12 protein-coding genes and 1 riboswitch are annotated in these 15,962 nt (G+C 57.4%); of the genes, 10 read left to right on the top strand and 2 right to left on the bottom strand.

The annotated features are described in order from the left end of the window. The first annotated feature begins 25 nt into the window (after positions 1-25). The 8 genes from leuA to thiQ all read left to right on the top strand — a co-directional run bounded on the left by leuA (position 26) and on the right by thiQ (position 9,276). Entirely contained in the window at positions 26-1,576 is a 1,551-nt protein-coding gene (leuA, locus tag ACSF8X_RS04235; RefSeq protein ID WP_047880926.1) for a 2-isopropylmalate synthase, read from the top strand. Between the two features lie 2 nt (positions 1,577-1,578). Next, complete coding sequence (gene leuB, locus ACSF8X_RS04230) at positions 1,579-2,667, top strand: 3-isopropylmalate dehydrogenase (protein WP_047880927.1); 1,089 nt, start codon at positions 1,579-1,581, stop codon at positions 2,665-2,667. A 23-nt stretch (positions 2,668-2,690) separates the two neighbouring features. Further along, positions 2,691-4,124: a 3-isopropylmalate dehydratase large subunit gene (leuC, locus tag ACSF8X_RS04225; protein WP_500850766.1), complete on the top strand. Its 1,434-nt coding sequence runs from the start codon at positions 2,691-2,693 to the stop codon at positions 4,122-4,124. A gap of 15 nt (positions 4,125-4,139) precedes the next feature. Next, complete coding sequence (gene leuD / locus ACSF8X_RS04220) at positions 4,140-4,742, top strand: 3-isopropylmalate dehydratase small subunit (RefSeq protein WP_500850765.1); 603 nt, start codon at positions 4,140-4,142, stop codon at positions 4,740-4,742. 143 nt (positions 4,743-4,885) lie between these two features. Then, the gene (locus ACSF8X_RS04215; RefSeq protein WP_500850764.1) at positions 4,886-5,668 is read left to right on the top strand and encodes a DUF547 domain-containing protein; all 783 of its coding nucleotides are present in this window, start codon (positions 4,886-4,888) and stop codon (positions 5,666-5,668) included. Between the two features lie 68 nt (positions 5,669-5,736). Beyond that, positions 5,737-5,846, top strand: a riboswitch (TPP riboswitch). 121 nt (positions 5,847-5,967) lie between these two features. Next, entirely contained in the window at positions 5,968-6,936 is a 969-nt protein-coding gene (gene thiB, locus ACSF8X_RS04210; protein WP_500851138.1) for a thiamine ABC transporter substrate binding subunit, read from the top strand. Positions 6,937-6,949: 13 nt separating this feature from the next. After that, positions 6,950-8,542 carry a thiamine/thiamine pyrophosphate ABC transporter permease gene (thiP, locus tag ACSF8X_RS04205; RefSeq protein WP_500850763.1) on the top strand — a complete coding sequence of 531 codons (1,593 nt, stop codon included), beginning with the start codon at positions 6,950-6,952 and terminating at the stop codon, positions 8,540-8,542. Further along, positions 8,536-9,276, top strand: coding sequence for a thiamine ABC transporter ATP-binding protein (gene thiQ / locus ACSF8X_RS04200; RefSeq protein ID WP_500850762.1), 741 nt, complete (start codon positions 8,536-8,538; stop codon positions 9,274-9,276). The genes thiP and thiQ overlap by 7 nt, the downstream gene beginning before the upstream one ends. A 60-nt stretch (positions 9,277-9,336) precedes the next feature. On the opposite strand, the gene ACSF8X_RS04195 is transcribed toward thiQ, so the two are convergent. After that, the gene (locus ACSF8X_RS04195) at positions 9,337-10,713 is read right to left on the bottom strand and encodes a PhoH family protein (RefSeq protein ID WP_500850761.1); all 1,377 of its coding nucleotides are present in this window, start codon (positions 10,711-10,713) and stop codon (positions 9,337-9,339) included. 358 nt (positions 10,714-11,071) lie between these two features. Here ACSF8X_RS04195 and rapA point away from each other — a divergent pair, with 358 nt between their 5' ends. After that, positions 11,072-13,990, top strand: coding sequence for an RNA polymerase-associated protein RapA (rapA, locus tag ACSF8X_RS04190; RefSeq protein WP_047880935.1), 2,919 nt, complete (start codon positions 11,072-11,074; stop codon positions 13,988-13,990). A gap of 151 nt (positions 13,991-14,141) precedes the next feature. Next, positions 14,142-14,855 (top strand): bifunctional tRNA pseudouridine(32) synthase/23S rRNA pseudouridine(746) synthase RluA, encoded by a 714-nt coding sequence (gene rluA, locus ACSF8X_RS04185; RefSeq protein WP_500850760.1) that lies wholly within the window; start codon positions 14,142-14,144, stop codon positions 14,853-14,855. 58 nt (positions 14,856-14,913) lie between these two features. Here the strand turns inward: rluA and djlA are convergent, their stop codons facing one another. Next, positions 14,914-15,747, bottom strand: coding sequence for a co-chaperone DjlA (djlA, locus tag ACSF8X_RS04180; protein WP_047880937.1), 834 nt, complete (start codon positions 15,745-15,747; stop codon positions 14,914-14,916). Positions 15,748-15,962: the final 215 nt, after the last annotated feature.

The following is a 15,962-nucleotide window of genomic DNA, read 5'->3' as shown; positions in this document are numbered from 1 at the left end:
GGCAGGCCAACAAAAGGATGTAGCAATGAAAGATCAGGTCATCATTTTCGACACCACCCTGCGCGACGGCGAACAGGCGCTGCCAGCCAGTCTAACCGTCAAAGAAAAGCTGCAGATCGCCTATGCCCTCGAACGTCTGGGTGTTGATGTTATCGAAGCGGGTTTCCCTGTATCGTCGCCGGGCGACTTCGAGTCAGTCCAGACCATTGCCAAACACATCAAGGACAGTCGGGTCTGCGCACTGTCGCGAGCCGTGGCCAAAGATATCGACGTGGCCGCCGAGTCGCTGAAAGTCGCTGAAGCCTTCCGGATCCACACCTTCATCTCGACCTCGACCGTCCACGTCCAAGACAAACTGCGTCGCAGCTACGATGACGTTATCGAGATGGGGGTGGCGGCAGTCAAACGCGCCCGCAACTACACCGACGATGTAGAGTTCTCCTGCGAGGATGCCGGCCGCACCCCAATTGACAACCTATGCCGGATGGTCGAAGCGGCAATCCGTGCCGGGGCCAAGACCATCAACATCCCCGATACGGTCGGCTATACCCTGCCCAGCGAATTCGGCGGGATCATCAGCCAGCTATTCGACCGGGTCCCCAACATCGACCAAGCCGTTATCTCGGTCCACTGCCACGATGATCTGGGCATGTCGGTCGCCAACTCCATGGCTGCCGTACAGGCTGGGGCACGTCAGGTCGAGGGCACCATCAATGGCATCGGCGAGCGCGCCGGCAACTGCTCGCTCGAAGAAATCGCAATGATCATCAAAACCCGGGCTGACTTCCTCGGCGTAGACACCAATATCAAACACGAGGAAATTCACCGCACCAGCAAACTGGTCAGCCAACTGTGCAATATGCCGGTTCAGGCTAACAAGGCCATCGTCGGGGCCAATGCCTTCAGCCACTCGTCGGGGATCCATCAGGACGGGATGCTCAAGAACAAGAATACCTACGAGATCATGACCCCGGAATCCATCGGGCTGAAGAACCAGGTTCTGAACCTAACCTCCCGCTCCGGCCGCGCCGCCGTCAAAAGCCATATGGATGCGATGGGCTACACAGAGCAAGAATATGATCTCGATACCCTGTACACAGACTTCCTCAAGCTGGCTGACCGCAAAGGGCAGGTCTTCGACTACGACCTCGAGGCCCTCGTCCACTTCGTCAACCTGCGCGAGGAAGACGATTACTACAAACTGAACTACCTCAGCGTCCAGTCAGGCAGCGTCATGGCCACGGCCACCATCAAGCTGCAGTGCGGCGAGGAGGAAGAATGCGAGGCTGCTGTCGGCAACGGCCCGGTAGATGCCCTATACCAGTGCATCTACCGCCTGACCGGCTACGAAATAGTGCTGGACAAATTTGACCTGACCGCCAAGGGCGAAGGCGAGGACGGCCTCGGCCAAGCCGACATCATTGCCAATTACAAAGGGCGCAAGTACCACGGAACGGGCTTGGCGACCGATATCGTCGAAGCCTCAGGGCAAGCCCTGCTGCATGTGATCAACAGCATCCATCAAGCAGACCAGATTGCAGAAATCAAACAGAAATCAAAAATGGAGACAGTATAACCATGGCAGGTACATACAAGATTGCCGTTCTACCGGGTGACGGTATCGGCCCGGAAGTCATGCAGCAGGCCGAAAAGGTACTGGCTGCGGCACAGGAAAAATTCGGCTTTGCCCTGATCTGCAACGAATATGATGTCGGCGGTATCGCCATCGACAACCACGGCTGCCCGCTGCCAGAGGCGACCCTAAAAGGGTGCGAGGACGCCGATGCGATCCTGTTTGGCTCGGTCGGCGGCCCCAAGTGGGAGCACCTCCCCCCCAATGACCAGCCCGAGCGCGGTGCCCTGCTGCCGTTGCGCAAGCACTTCCAGCTTTTTTGCAACCTGCGGCCGGCGCAGATCCACAGCGGCCTTGAAGCCTTCTCGCCGCTGCGTGCCGACATCTCCGAGCGAGGATTCGATATCGTGGTGGTCCGCGAGCTGACCGGCGGGATCTACTTCGGCCAGCCCAAGGGGCGCGAGGGCGAGGGGCCGCAGGAGAAAGCCTTCGACACCGAAATCTACCACCGCTACGAAATCGAGCGGATTGCCCGTATCGCTTTTGAATCGGCGATGCTGCGAAACAAGAACGTCTATTCCATCGACAAGGCCAACGTCCTGCAGAGCTCGATCCTGTGGCGGGAGGTGGTCGAAGAGGTCGCCAAAGACTACCCGGACGTTACCCTCAACCATATGTACATCGACAACGCGACCATGCAGTTGATCAAGGATCCCGCCCAGTTCGACGTCATGCTGTGCTCCAACATCTTCGGCGACATCATCTCCGACGAATGCGCGATGATCACCGGCTCTATGGGAATGCTGCCCTCCGCTAGCCTCAATCAGGACAAGTTCGGTATGTACGAGCCGGCAGGCGGCTCGGCACCGGATATCGCTGGCAAGAACATCGCCAACCCGGTTGCCCAGATCCTCTCGGCAGCCCTGATGCTTCGCTACAGCCTTGGCGAAGAGGACGCAGCCCGAGCCATCGAACAAGCCGTCTCACAGGCACTGGAAGCCGGTGAGCTGACGGCAGATCTAGCCGGTGGCGGCAAGGCGCTGTCCACCAGCGAGATGGGTGACAGGATCGCCCAGTATATCCGCCAAATCTAACCCCGCAGCAAGGAGCAAGAGCAATGTCGAACAACAAAGCGCCCAAGACGCTATACGAAAAAGTCTATGATGCCCATGTTGCGGTGGCGGCGGAAGGCGAAAACCCGATCCTGTACATCGACCGCCATCTGGTCCACGAAGTGACCTCGCCGCAGGCCTTCGACGGCCTGCGCGAAAAGGGCCGCAAGGTACGCCAGATCGGCAAGACCTTCGCCACGATGGATCACAACGTCTCGACCCAGACCAAGGACATCAACGCCAGTGGCGACATGGCAAGGATCCAGATGGAAACACTGGCGAAGAACTGCGAGGAGTTCGGCGTGACCCTCTATGATCTGAACCACAAATACCAAGGTATCGTGCACGTCATGGGGCCTGAGCTCGGCATCACCCTGCCGGGAATGACCATCGTCTGCGGAGACTCGCATACCGCCACCCACGGGGCCTTCGGCTCGCTGGCCTTCGGGATCGGCACCTCTGAGGTCGAGCACGTACTGGCAACCCAGACCCTCAAGCAGGCCCGTGCCAAGACCATGAAAATCGAGGTCCGGGGCAAGGTTGCACCGGGGATCACCGCCAAGGACATCGTGCTGGCCATTATCGGCAAGACAACAGCAGCCGGCGGCACCGGTTACGTGGTGGAATTCTGCGGCGAGGCGATCACCGACCTGACGATGGAAGGCCGAATGACGGTATGCAACATGGCCATTGAGCTGGGGGCAAAAGCCGGGATGATTGCGCCGGATCAGACCACTTACGACTACATCAAAGGCCGTAAATTCTCGCCACAAGGCGACGACTTTGATGCCGCAGTGGCGTACTGGAACACCCTGAAAACCGATGATGACGCACAGTTTGATCATATGGTGACCCTTGATGCCAAGGACATCAAGCCACAGGTAACCTGGGGAACCAACCCGGGTCAGGTCATCGCGGTTGACCAACCCATTCCGTCACCGAGCGACTTTGCCGATCCGGTCGAGCAGGCATCGGCCGCCAAGGCGTTGGCCTACATGGGGCTGGAAGCAGGCAAAACCCTGTCCGACTTCAGTGTCGATAAAGTGTTTATCGGCTCGTGCACCAACTCGCGTATCGAAGACATGCGCGCCGCCGCCGCCATCGCCAAAGGGCGCAAGGTCGCGGCCAATGTGCAGGCGCTGGTGGTGCCGGGATCGGAGCAAGTAAAAGCACAGGCGGAAAAAGAAGGGCTGGATAAAATCTTCATTGAAGCGGGGTTTGAATGGCGCCTGCCGGGCTGCTCCATGTGCCTGGCTATGAACAATGACCGTCTGGGGCCGCACGAGCGCTGCGCCTCCACCAGCAACCGCAACTTTGAAGGACGTCAGGGCCGTGACGGCCGCACCCACCTCGTCAGCCCGGCCATGGCGGCCGCAGCGGCCTGCGCGGGACATTTTGTTGATATCCGAGAACTTGAACCCGCTGCCATTCAGGCCTAACAGAAGGAACATACCATGACAGGATTCAAACAACATACCGGCCTGGTTGTTCCGCTGGATGCCGCCAACGTCGATACCGATGCCATAATCCCCAAGCAGTTCCTGCAAAAGGTCAACCGGATCGGCTTCGGCAAGCATCTGTTCCACGACTGGCGCTTCCTCGACGATGCTGGCCAGCAACCCAACCCGGATTTCGTGATGAATGCCCCCCGCTACCAAGGTGCCAGTATTCTGCTGGCCCGGGAGAACTTCGGCTGCGGCTCATCACGCGAGCATGCCCCATGGGCGCTGGCTGACTACGGCATTCAGGTTATGATCGCACCGAGTTTTGCCGATATCTTCTACGGCAACAGCATCAACAACCAAATGGTACCGGTCCGGCTGGCCGAGCAGGAAGTCGATGAGCTGTTCGGGTTCGTTAATGCCAACGAAGGCGCGGAGATCACCGTGGACCTCGAGGCAATGACCGTTACGGCCAACGGCAAACAGTACCGATTCGAGATCGACGAGTTTCGCCGCCACTGCCTGCTCAACGGGCTGGACAACATCGGCCTGACCCTGCAACACGAAGATAAGATTGCTGCCTTCGAGCGCAATATCCCCGCGTTCTTATCCTGAACCGACCCAAGCTCCGGCCATCGGCCGGAGCTATACCCCGCAATTTTGCCCCAAAAGCCAATACCTTGAACAAAAACGAAAGCAATCTGCCGCCTGAGCGGTCTGCTAGGAAATAGCACTCTACTATTGACCGAGGATCCCACATGCGCCCGCTTCTCTTGATGCTAATCCTGCTGCTCCCTGCCACCACTCTCGCCGCCCCGAAGGCCAACCTCTGGCCCTACTGGCAACAGGCCTCAGCCACCAGCCAAGTCCGGGTCGACCATAGCCGCTGGCAACACCTGCTCGACAAATACCTTATTGCCGCCCCGCAGCAAACTCTTTTCCGTTACGGGCAAGTCAGCGCCAGCGACAACTACGAGCTCGACCGCTACCTGCGCGATCTCGCCAAACTCGACCCGCGCCAGCTCAACCGGCGCGAGCAGTTTGCCTATTGGGTCAACCTCTACAACGCCCAGACGGTCAAGCTGATCCTCGATAACTATCCGGTCAGCTCGATCACCAAGCTCGGAGGCCTGTTCAGTTTTGGGCCGTGGGATGAGCAAGTACTCACAATTACAGGCCAGCCACTGACCCTCAATGATATCGAACACCGGATCCTGCGACCGATCTGGAAAGACCCCCGCATCCACTATGCGGTCAACTGCGCCAGCCTCGGTTGCCCCGACCTACTGTCAGAAGCGTTCACGGCCAATAACAGCGAACGGCTACTTGAACAGGCCGCCACCCGCTTCATCAACAGCCGCAAGGGGGTCGCCGTATCGAGCTCCTCGACCACCCTTTCATCGATCTACGACTGGTATGGCAGTGACTTCGGAGACAAAGCTGCTCTGACCAAGCACATCAACCATTACCGCGATGGTGCACCCATTTCACTGGGCAAAATCAAATACGAGTACAACTGGTCGCTCAACGATGCCAAATAGCGCCCCCCAAAGCTATGCCTTGCATGCAGAACCTAGCATCTGAAACTCGCTTGGGTATACAATAAGAGCCGTTCTCATTGGGGAGCCTGGGCAAATGCACCGGGCTGAGATTGCCAACGCAAGACCCACTGAACCTGATCCAGTTAGTACTGGCGTAGGAATTGAGACCACGATAATTTGCCGTATCACCTCCAGCACGATGCTGGTGGATCTCAAACCCTGTGCCCCCTTCTTCCCTCTCTTGCCGGATGCAAGAGTACCAGGAGCGCATAGTGAACAACGTAACAAAGCTACTTCCGATTTTAACTCTGTCGTTGGCAGCGGGCTCAGCCTTCGCCGCCGATAACACCCTGACCGTCTATACCTATAGTTCGTTTGCTTCAGATTGGGGTCCAGGCCCAACCATCGAGAAGGCCTTCGAAGCCCAATGTGGCTGCAACCTCGAATTCGTCGCCCTTGATGACGGGGTCTCTATCCTCAACCGCCTCCGTCTGGAAGGAAAGCGCAGCAAAGCCGACGTCCTGCTCGGCCTTGACAACAACCTGATCAGTGAAGCGAAAAAAACCGGGCTACTGGCCCAGCACAACGTCGATACGAGCAAGATCACCCTGCCGGGCGGCTGGTCGGATACCACCTTCGTTCCCTATGATTACGGCTACTTTGCCTTTGTCTACGACAGCAGCAAACTGGCCAATCCACCCAGCAGCCTCAAAGATCTCGTCGACCGCGACGATCTGAATATCATCTACCAGGACCCTCGTACCTCTACACCGGGGCAAGGCCTGATGTTGTGGATGAAATCCGTCTACGGCGACAAGGCCGCCGCTGCTTGGCAGCAACTGGCCAAGAAGACCGTGACCGTGACCAAAGGCTGGTCCGATGCCTACAGCATGTTCCTCAAGGGCGAATCGGATATGGTCCTGTCCTACACCACTTCGCCAGCCTACCACTTGATCGCCGAACAAGAGGACAAGTACAAGGCAGCGGATTTCAGCGAAGGGCACTATATGCAAGTAGAAGTGGCCGCCAAGCTCAAGTACAGCCAGAACAGCGCGCTGGCAGACCAGTTCCTGAGCTTTATCCTAAGCCCAGCCTTCCAGCAGGCAATCCCGACCGGCAACTGGATGTATCCGGTGACCGCGACCGAACTACCTAAAGGGTTCGAGCAGTTGAGCGTGCCGAGCAAGGCCCTCGAATTCAGTGCCGACGAGGTCGCTCAGCAGCGCCGGGGCTGGATCCGAGAATGGCAACAAGCCCTAACCAAGTAGTAGGCACTTACTTTTGACAACCACCAATGTATCAAAGCCCGGCGTACTTACCGCCGGGCTGATTGTTTGCGTCGTATTCGGCGCGCTACTGGCACTGGTCGGCGAGGCCAGCATGCTGGATATCCCGGCCATGTGGCATGATCCATATCTTCGCCATGTAACGGCCTTTACCTTCAAGCAAGCCACCCTATCCACCCTGCTCAGCCTGCTGCCAGCCATCCCGATGGCCTATGCCCTATCGCGGCGCAACTTCCCCGGCAAGCCACTGCTATTGCGGCTCTTTGCCATGACGCTGGTCCTGCCGGTACTGGTCGCCGTATTCGGCCTGCTGGCTATCTACGGCAACAACGGCTTGCTCGCCCATATTGCTGCCGCATCAGGCTCGGCGGAGATACCGTCGCTCTACGGCCTGCAGGGGATCTTGCTGGCCCATGTATTCCTCAACCTGCCGCTGGCAACGCGCCTGCTCTACCAAAGCCTTGAGGGGATCCCGGCCGAACAACACCAGCTGGCAACCCAACTCGGCCTGTCGAGCTGGCAAGCCTTCCGCTTTGTGGCTTGGCCGAGAATGCGCCAGCAACTCCCCCATGCCGGCGGACTGATTTTCATGCTCTGCTTCACCAGTTTCGCCGTAGTCATGGCTTTAGGTGGCGGCCCGAAAGCCACCACCATCGAGCTGGCGGTTTACCAAGCCTTGCGCTATGACTTCGATCTTGCTGGCGGAGCGCTTTTGGCCCTGTGGCAAATGCTGCTCTGCGCTTCGCTGGTGCTACTGACCCAGCGTTTTGCCAAACCCCTGGCGACAGCCAGCCACAGCACCCTACAGCCTCGCCAAGGCCAATTCGACACACCAGCCAGCCGCTGCTGGGACTGGCTTTGGATCTCCGCCGCCGTCGCGCTCGTGCTTCCCCCGCTATTGGCTGTCTTTGTGTCGGGGCTCAACCCCAAAGCCCTCGCGCTGCTCGGTGACAGCAGCCTATGGCAAGCTGTATGGCACTCTCTTCAGGTTGCCGTGCTCTCGTGCCTGCTGGCGCTGGGCGGCGGGATCGCCATCTTGCTGACCAGCCGCCAGTGGCGGCTGCAAAAAGCTCGCTGGCGGGCCGATGGCATCGAGCTTATCGGGACGATCATTCTGGTCACGCCAGGGCTGGTCCTGAGCACCGGCATATTTCTGCTGCTACGCCAGTTTACCGATGCCTTTGCCGCCGCCTTCTGGGTAGTCGTCACCGTCAATGCCCTGATGGCCCTGCCCTATGTGCTCAAGACCTTAAGCCAGCCCATGCTCCATATTGCCCAGCAATACGACCCGCTGTGCCAGAGTCTTGGAATGCGCGGCCTTCGCCGCTTGGTGCTAGTAGAATGGCGGGCCATGCGCGGGCCGCTGGCTCAGGCTACCGGGATCAGCACGGTGCTGTCACTCAGGGATCTCGGAGCAATAGCCCTGTTTGGCAGCCAAGATTTCCAAACGCTCCCGCTCTACCTCTTCCAGCTGCTCGGCAGCTACCAAATGGACGCGGCTGCCGTTGCCGCCCTGTTACTCTTGGTACTCAGCTTCGGCCTGTTCGCTGCCATCGAGTACCTGCTAAACCGGAAACCATCATGCTGACACTGACCCAATTGAGCCACAGCTACCCACACCCGACCCAGCGCGGTCAGTCGACCGAGCTGTGTTTTGATCTCGACCTTCAACGCGGCGACATCGTCGCCCTGCTTGGCCCGAGCGGGGCCGGGAAAAGCACGCTGCTGGCGATGATTGCCGGTTTCCTCAAACCACACAGCGGCGAATTGCAGATCGACGGCAAGCGGATCGAGGCATCCCTTGCGCCCGCCGAGCGGCCGCTATCCATCCTGTTTCAGGAACACAACCTGTTCCCCCATCTGAGTGTCTTCGAGAATATCGGACTCGGACTGCATCCGGGCCTGTCACTCAATGACAGTGACCGTGAGCAGGTCAAGGCCGCCGCCGCCAAGGTCGGCCTCGATACCTATCTCGACCGCCTCCCCGAGCAGCTCTCCGGCGGCCAGCGCCAGCGGGTCGCCCTTGCCCGGTGCCTGTTGCGCCAACGGCCATTGCTGCTACTGGACGAACCCTTCTCCGCCCTTGACCCGGCCCTGAGGCAAGAAATGCTGACGCTGGTGCAGCAATTGGCTAGCGAGCAGAAGACTACGGTTCTCATGGTCACCCACAGCCCGGAGGATGCACGGAAGATCGCCAACCGCTGTGCGTTTATCGAGGAGGGCAAGGTAAAGGTGTTCGGGGCGACAAGCGAGCTGCTGACCCGTCCAAGCGAGCCGGCGTTGCGGCGCTATCTCGGCATGGAACAAGACAACAACGAATAAATAACGGCAGATAATGACAAAGGGCCAAGCGGAGAGCTTGGCCCTTTGTATATTCAGGCGTTAGAGGTTTTCTTCGGCGAACTCCGCTAAGCGGCTGCGCACAACACCATTGAGGTAGACATTGGCACTGCCCTCGAAATGCTTAAAGCGTTCGACAATATAGGTTAGCCCCGATGTGACCGGAGACAGGTAGCTGGAGTCTATCTGGGCAAGGTTACCGGAACAGACCAGTTTGGTGCCTTCTCCACAGCGGGTAATGATGGTCTTGATTTGGGAGGCAGTCAGGTTCTGGCACTCGTCGAGCAGCACAAAGGCATTCTGGATCGAGCGCCCGCGCATGAAGTTGATCGACTTGAACTGGATATTGGCCTTCTCGAAAATATATTTCATCGAGCCATCGGTACAGACGTCATGTTTGTGCAGGGCTTCCATGGTATCGGTCACCGCCGCCAGCCACGGCATCATCTTCTCTTCTTCCGTCCCCGGCAGGAAGCCGATCGACTCGGCAATTTCCGGCGTATTTCGGGTCACGATGATCTTGTCGTACATGCTTTTCTCGATAACCTGCTCCAGCGCCGCGGCCATCGCCAGGATCGTCTTACCACACCCTGCGGGCCCGGTCAGGATAACCAGATCGATATCCGGATCCATCAGCGCATCGAGGGCCATCCCCTGATAGATGTTCTTAGGGTGGATCCCCCATGCCTGACGGTGCATCATCCGCTCATGGCCGATATCCTTGAAGGTCAGACTATCCCCTTCCAGCGACTGGATCCGCCCGGCGAAATCACGGCCCTCGTCAATCAGATACTGGTTGATATACGGCGCCTCAAACAGCTCGACCGGCAGGGTGTGCAAGGTGGCCCGGCCCTGTTTTTCCGAATGGCACACCCCGACCCGCTCCCAGAAGCTGCCCGGGAACTGGTAGTACCCTTTGGTCAGCATCCGGATATCGTCGATCAGCTGGTCGCTGCGGTAGTCATCGACATGATAAACCCCGGCCCCCTTGGCCCGCAGGCGCATATTGATGTCCTTGGTGATCAGCACCACTTCGCGCGGGGAATAGTAGGCCTGAAGGTAGAGCACCCCGTTGAGGATCCGGTTGTCGCCCGCCTTGTCGGCGAAGGCATGGACGGTCTCGGTAATTTCGTAATCGGCAAAGATTGAGATTGAACCACAGGCCTCGCCTGCCGCCGAGATGGGGATCCCCCCGGCAATTTGCTCGGGGGTGGCATCATGGAATATATCCTCCAGCGCACGGATGGCGACCCGAGCATCACGGGAGACATCGCGCTTGCTGTCCTTGATTCGGTCGAGCTCTTCGAGCACGGTCATAGGAATAATTACGTCATGCTCCTTGAAGGAGTAGATGGCGAGGGGTTCATGCAGCAGAATGTTCGTATCAAGTACAAAGACTTTCCTACCTGCATCATCCATAAGTACCTCCTTGGTATCAAAATAACGGTGCAACCACCGCAATCTTTCTGTGTCTGCCAGATTAGGGAAAAAGCAACTGCGTACTTCTATTTAGACCGGAGATAATGAAACAAATGTGACACTTAGATATTACGCTCCGGTTTACAGTTTGCCCGTGACCTTACTCACGGCATGCAGTAACATTACTCCCCTTTTTTACCGGTGCGGATTCTGGCTTACACTTAATACCGATTGACGCTTTGCCGACCCGCAAGGGCCGTGGCCAAGTTATGGTATTACTTTGAGTGTAGTTCAAAAACGCTAGAGCACCGACTTAGCATCTCCCTTAATTTCAAAGAATTAGAAGGTTTTAACCACTATGCCATTTGCTTTGGGTCAACGTTGGATCAGTGATACTGAAAGTGATTTGGGTTTGGGTACCGTTGTTGCCCTTGACGCCAGAACTGTCACCCTGATGTTCTCCGCCTGCGAGGAGAACCGTCTCTATGCCAGAAACGATGCCCCTGTAACACGCGTCATGTTCAACGTCGGCGACGTGATCGAAAGCCATGACGGCTGGTCGCTGAATGTTGAGCAGGTAGACGAAGACAATGGCGTGTTCACCTACATCGGGACCCGTACCGACACGGGCGAAGAAGGGGTTGTGCTCCGCGAGATCTTCCTGAGCAACCAGATTCGTTTCAACAAACCACAGGACAAGCTGTTCGCCGGTCAAATCGACCGTATGGACCGCTTTGCCCTGCGTTACCGCGCCCTGAAAAACCAGTATGAACAGCACAAGAGCGCATTGCGCGGCCTGTGCGGCATGCGGGCAGGCCTGATCCCACACCAGCTTTTCATCGCCCATGAAGTCGGCCGCCGCTATGCTCCACGCGTCCTGCTGGCCGATGAGGTGGGTCTGGGCAAAACTATCGAAGCCGGTATGATCATCCACCAGCAGGTTCTTTCAGGCCGTGCCGAGCGGATTTTGATTCTGGTTCCGGAAACCCTTCAGCACCAGTGGCTGGTCGAAATGATGCGCCGTTTCAACCTTCACTTTTCCATCTTCGACGAAGAACGCTGTGTTGAAGCCTTTGCCGATTCTGCCAACCCGTTCGATACCGCCCAGCTGGTGCTGTGCTCGCTGGATTTCCTGCGCAAGAGCCGCCGTCGCTTCGAGCAGGCATTGGATGCCGACTGGGATCTTCTGGTTGTCGATGAGGCTCACCACCTAGAGTGGAGCGAGGACAAACCAAGCCGCCAGTACCAAGTGGTAGAAGAACTGGCCGAGAAAAGCCCGGGCGTGCTGCTGCTAACAGCAACCCCAGAGCAGCTTGGCCACCAGAGCCACTTTGCCCGCCTGCGCCTTCTTGATCCTGATCGCTTCTACGACTACGAGGCATTCGTCGAGGAAGAGCGCCAGTACGCCCCTGTGGCCGAAGCCGTATCGAACCTTTTGTCTGACGAGAAACTCGACGACAGCGCCAAGAACATCCTGACCGAGCTGTTGTCCGAGCAAGATATCGAGCCTGCCCTGCGGATCATCGAGGCGTCCGACGTCGACAGCGAGATCAAGGCATCAACCCGTGCCGAGCTGATCGACAACCTGATGGACCGCCACGGTACAGGCCGCGTGCTGTTCCGCAACACCCGTGCCGGTGTTAAGGGCTTCCCGCAGCGCCATCTCAACATGTACCCGCTCGCCCTGCCAACTCAGTACCAGACGGCAATGCGTGTCGCCGGCATGATGGGCGGCAGCATGAGCACCGAGCAAAAGGCGGTGAAGCTACTCTACCCTGAAGATATCTTCCAAGAATTCGAAGGTGAGTCGGCAACGTGGTGGCACTTCGACCCACGCGTCAATTGGCTGCTGGACATGCTAAAAGCCAACCGCAATGAAAAAGTGCTGGTGATCTGTGCCCGGGCCCAGACGGCCCTGACCCTTGAGCAGGCACTGCGCGAACGTGAGGGGATCCGTGCCACCGTGTTCCACGAAGGCATGTCAATTATCGAGCGTGACAAGGCCGCTGCCTACTTCGCCCAAGAAGAAGACGGCGCGCAGGTGCTGCTATGTTCGGAAATTGGCTCCGAAGGCCGCAACTTCCAGTTTGCCAACCAGCTGGTCATGTTCGACCTACCGAACAACCCGGATCTGCTGGAACAGCGTATCGGCCGCCTTGACCGTATCGGCCAGAAGCGTGATATCGAGATCCACGTCCCGCACCTGCAAGGCACCTCGCAAGCCCTGCTGGCACGCTGGTATAACGAGGGCCTTAATGCCTTCGAGGAAACCTGCCCGACCGGCCGTGCCATCTACGACGCCTTCAGTGACGAGCTGATCGCCCTGCTGGCCAATGACAAGCCAGAAGGCGAGCAACTAGAAAGCCTGATCGAGAAAAGTGCCGCGATGCACAACGAGCTCAAGTCCAAGCTGGAACAAGGCCGTGACCGCCTGCTGGAAATCCACTCCAACGGTGGCGACAAGGCACAGGCACTGGTCGAGGAAATCAGCGCCAAGGACGGGGATACCAACTTGGTTACGTTCGCTCTTGGCCTATTCGATACCATCGGACTGAATCAGGACGACCGCGGTGAAAACGCCATCGTGGTGACGCCTTCAGAGCACATGATGGTGGCCAGCTACCCAGGCCTGCCTTACGACGGCTGCACCATCACCTTCGATCGTGATACCGCGCTGTCTCGTGAGGACATGCACTTCATCAGTTGGGAGCACCCGATGATCCAGGGCGGCATCGATTTGCTGCTGACTGAAGGGGTCGGCACTACCGCCGTATCGCTACTGAAAAACAAGGCATTGCCAGCCGGCACCCTGTTGCTGGAACTGGTCTACGTGGTCGATGCTCAGGCTCCGAAGCAATCAGGTATCAACCGCTTCCTGCCAAAGACACCGATTCGCATCCTATCGGATGCCAAGGGCAACAACCTAGCGGCCAATGTTGAATTCGAAGGCTTCAACCGCCAGCTAAGCCCGGTCAACCGCCACCTAGGCAGCAAATTGGTCAATTCGGTGCAGAAGGATATCCACACCCTGATCGAGTTTGCCGAGAAATCGGTTATCGATGAGGTCGCAGCCATCCGCACCAATGCTCAGGCTGAGATGGAAGCGACCCTGCGCAGCGAACTTGACCGTCTGCAGGCGCTCAAGGCCGTCAACCCGAATATCCGTGATGATGAGCTTGAGTTGCTGGAAAGCCAGATCACCGAGCTGACCGGCTACATCACCAAGGCTCAGGTCCAGCTCGACTCCCTGCGCCTGATCGTCGTTAGCCACGGCTAACCATCCCGCCTCATAACAAGCCGCCAAACTCTGGCGGCTTTTTTTCGCCTGACCACCAGCCCCTGCTGGTATCTGCTGCCGTTGGGAGACACCGGCAAGTGTGCTATCATCGCCGCCCCTTATGACGACAGCGATGACAACCAGGCACGCAATGAACAGACTGCCCGAAATCGACTACAACCCACCCAAGGATCCATGGCTGGATATCCTCTATCAGGATGACGATATTATTGCCGTCAACAAGCCCTCTGGCATGTTGTCCAATCCCGGTCGCGATCCGGCGTTCCACGACAGTATCTACGCCCGGGTTCTGGCCGATTTCCCTGATTCGCACATTATCCACCGTCTTGATATGGCAACCTCAGGGCTGATCGTTCTGGCGCTCAACAAAAATGCCGAGCGCCACCTCAAGGCTCAATTCCGCGATCGCAAGACCGAGAAAATTTACTACGCAAGGGTGTGGGGATGTGTCGAGCAAGACAGCGGCACCATCGACCTGCCGTTGATCTGCGACTGGCCGAACCGCCCCAAGCAGAAAGTGTGCTTCGAAGACGGCAAACCATCGGTCACCCACTATGACGTGATTGCCCGCAGTGCCAATAGCAGCTTGGTTCGCCTACGCCCGATCACTGGCCGCTCGCACCAGTTGCGTGTCCACCTGCAATCGCTAGGCCACCCGATCCTCGGTGATAAGTTCTATGCCGGCGAAGAAGCCATCGCGATGGCACCGCGACTCCAGCTACATGCCGCTGAGCTGAGCTTCTTCCATCCGGGCAGCGACGAGCCGATGCATCTGTTTGCCCCGTGCGAGTTCTTCCCGGAAGCCAGCCCGAAAACGTTGCCTGACCGCTACTCAAAGGCATAAGAAATTAAGAACATAAAAAAACGGACGCCAAGGCGTCCGTTTTTCATCAACTCTGAGTCTATTTAAATCCGTTGGTCTTACGAATCAAATCATAAGCAGCTTGCAACTGCTGCGTCTTCTGTTTGGCCAGCTCCATCATCTCTGGCGGCAGCCCCTTGGCAGCAAGCTTGTCAGGGTGGTGCTCGTTCATCTGCTTGCGATAGGCGCGCTTGAGCTCCTGTGCTGATGCCCCTTCCTTGATCCCCAGAACCTCGTAGGCATCGGCCAGCTGATCACGGGTCGGCGCCTGCTGGAACTGCCCCTGCTGCTGGTATTGCTGATGGAAGCCCCCTTGCTGGAAGCGGAACGCCGCCTCTTGCATATTCAGGCGTTGCTCAAGCTGCTGCGGCGAAAAGCCGAGGATACGGGCAATCACATGCAGAAGCTGGCGCTCGCTAGGATGCAGCGAACCATCAGCAAACGCCGCCTGAATTTGCAGCTCGAGGAAGAACTGCAACAAATCGGCACGACCGCCACTGCCTCGACGGATCTGCATTAAGGTCTCTTCGAGCGGGAAGTCTTCTGATTTACCGTCACGGAACGCATTTTGAGCTTGGCGACGCGCCTCGCCCTGCAGCCCCATTCTATCCATGATGGTGCTGGCGACCCGGATCTCGTCCTTGGTCACCCGACCTTTGGCCTTGGCCACATGCCCCATTACCGAAAAGCAGGCATTAAAAAATGCCGATTGCTGCTCGGCGGCATTGCTACGGGATCCGGAAAAACCGGTGTAATAAATATTTGAGCGCGCTTTATCGAACTTATGGCCTAAAAAAAGACCTAACAACAAACCAAATGGCCCACCAAGGAGGAATCCGAAAAATGCCCCTAAGATTTTGCCCCAAACCTGCATTCGCGACTCTCTGGTAATTTGCTAAATTAAAATTATTTCTTCCGCGTTGTCCCAACTTATTGAGAGAACGTGAACATATTGCCCGATACAATCACAGCCAAAGGATGCTGTCGGGTCGAATTTGCATTATCATAACTGGCATTGACCGTGAAATCATATAAAAACCCGGCCAAGACCCACAAACAAATAATAACTTCAATTACAGGAACGTTTAG

This window comes from Photobacterium panuliri, assembly GCF_059920555.1.
Note: the sequence above shows the minus strand (reverse complement) of the source record. Positions and strands in the feature narration are given on the sequence as shown.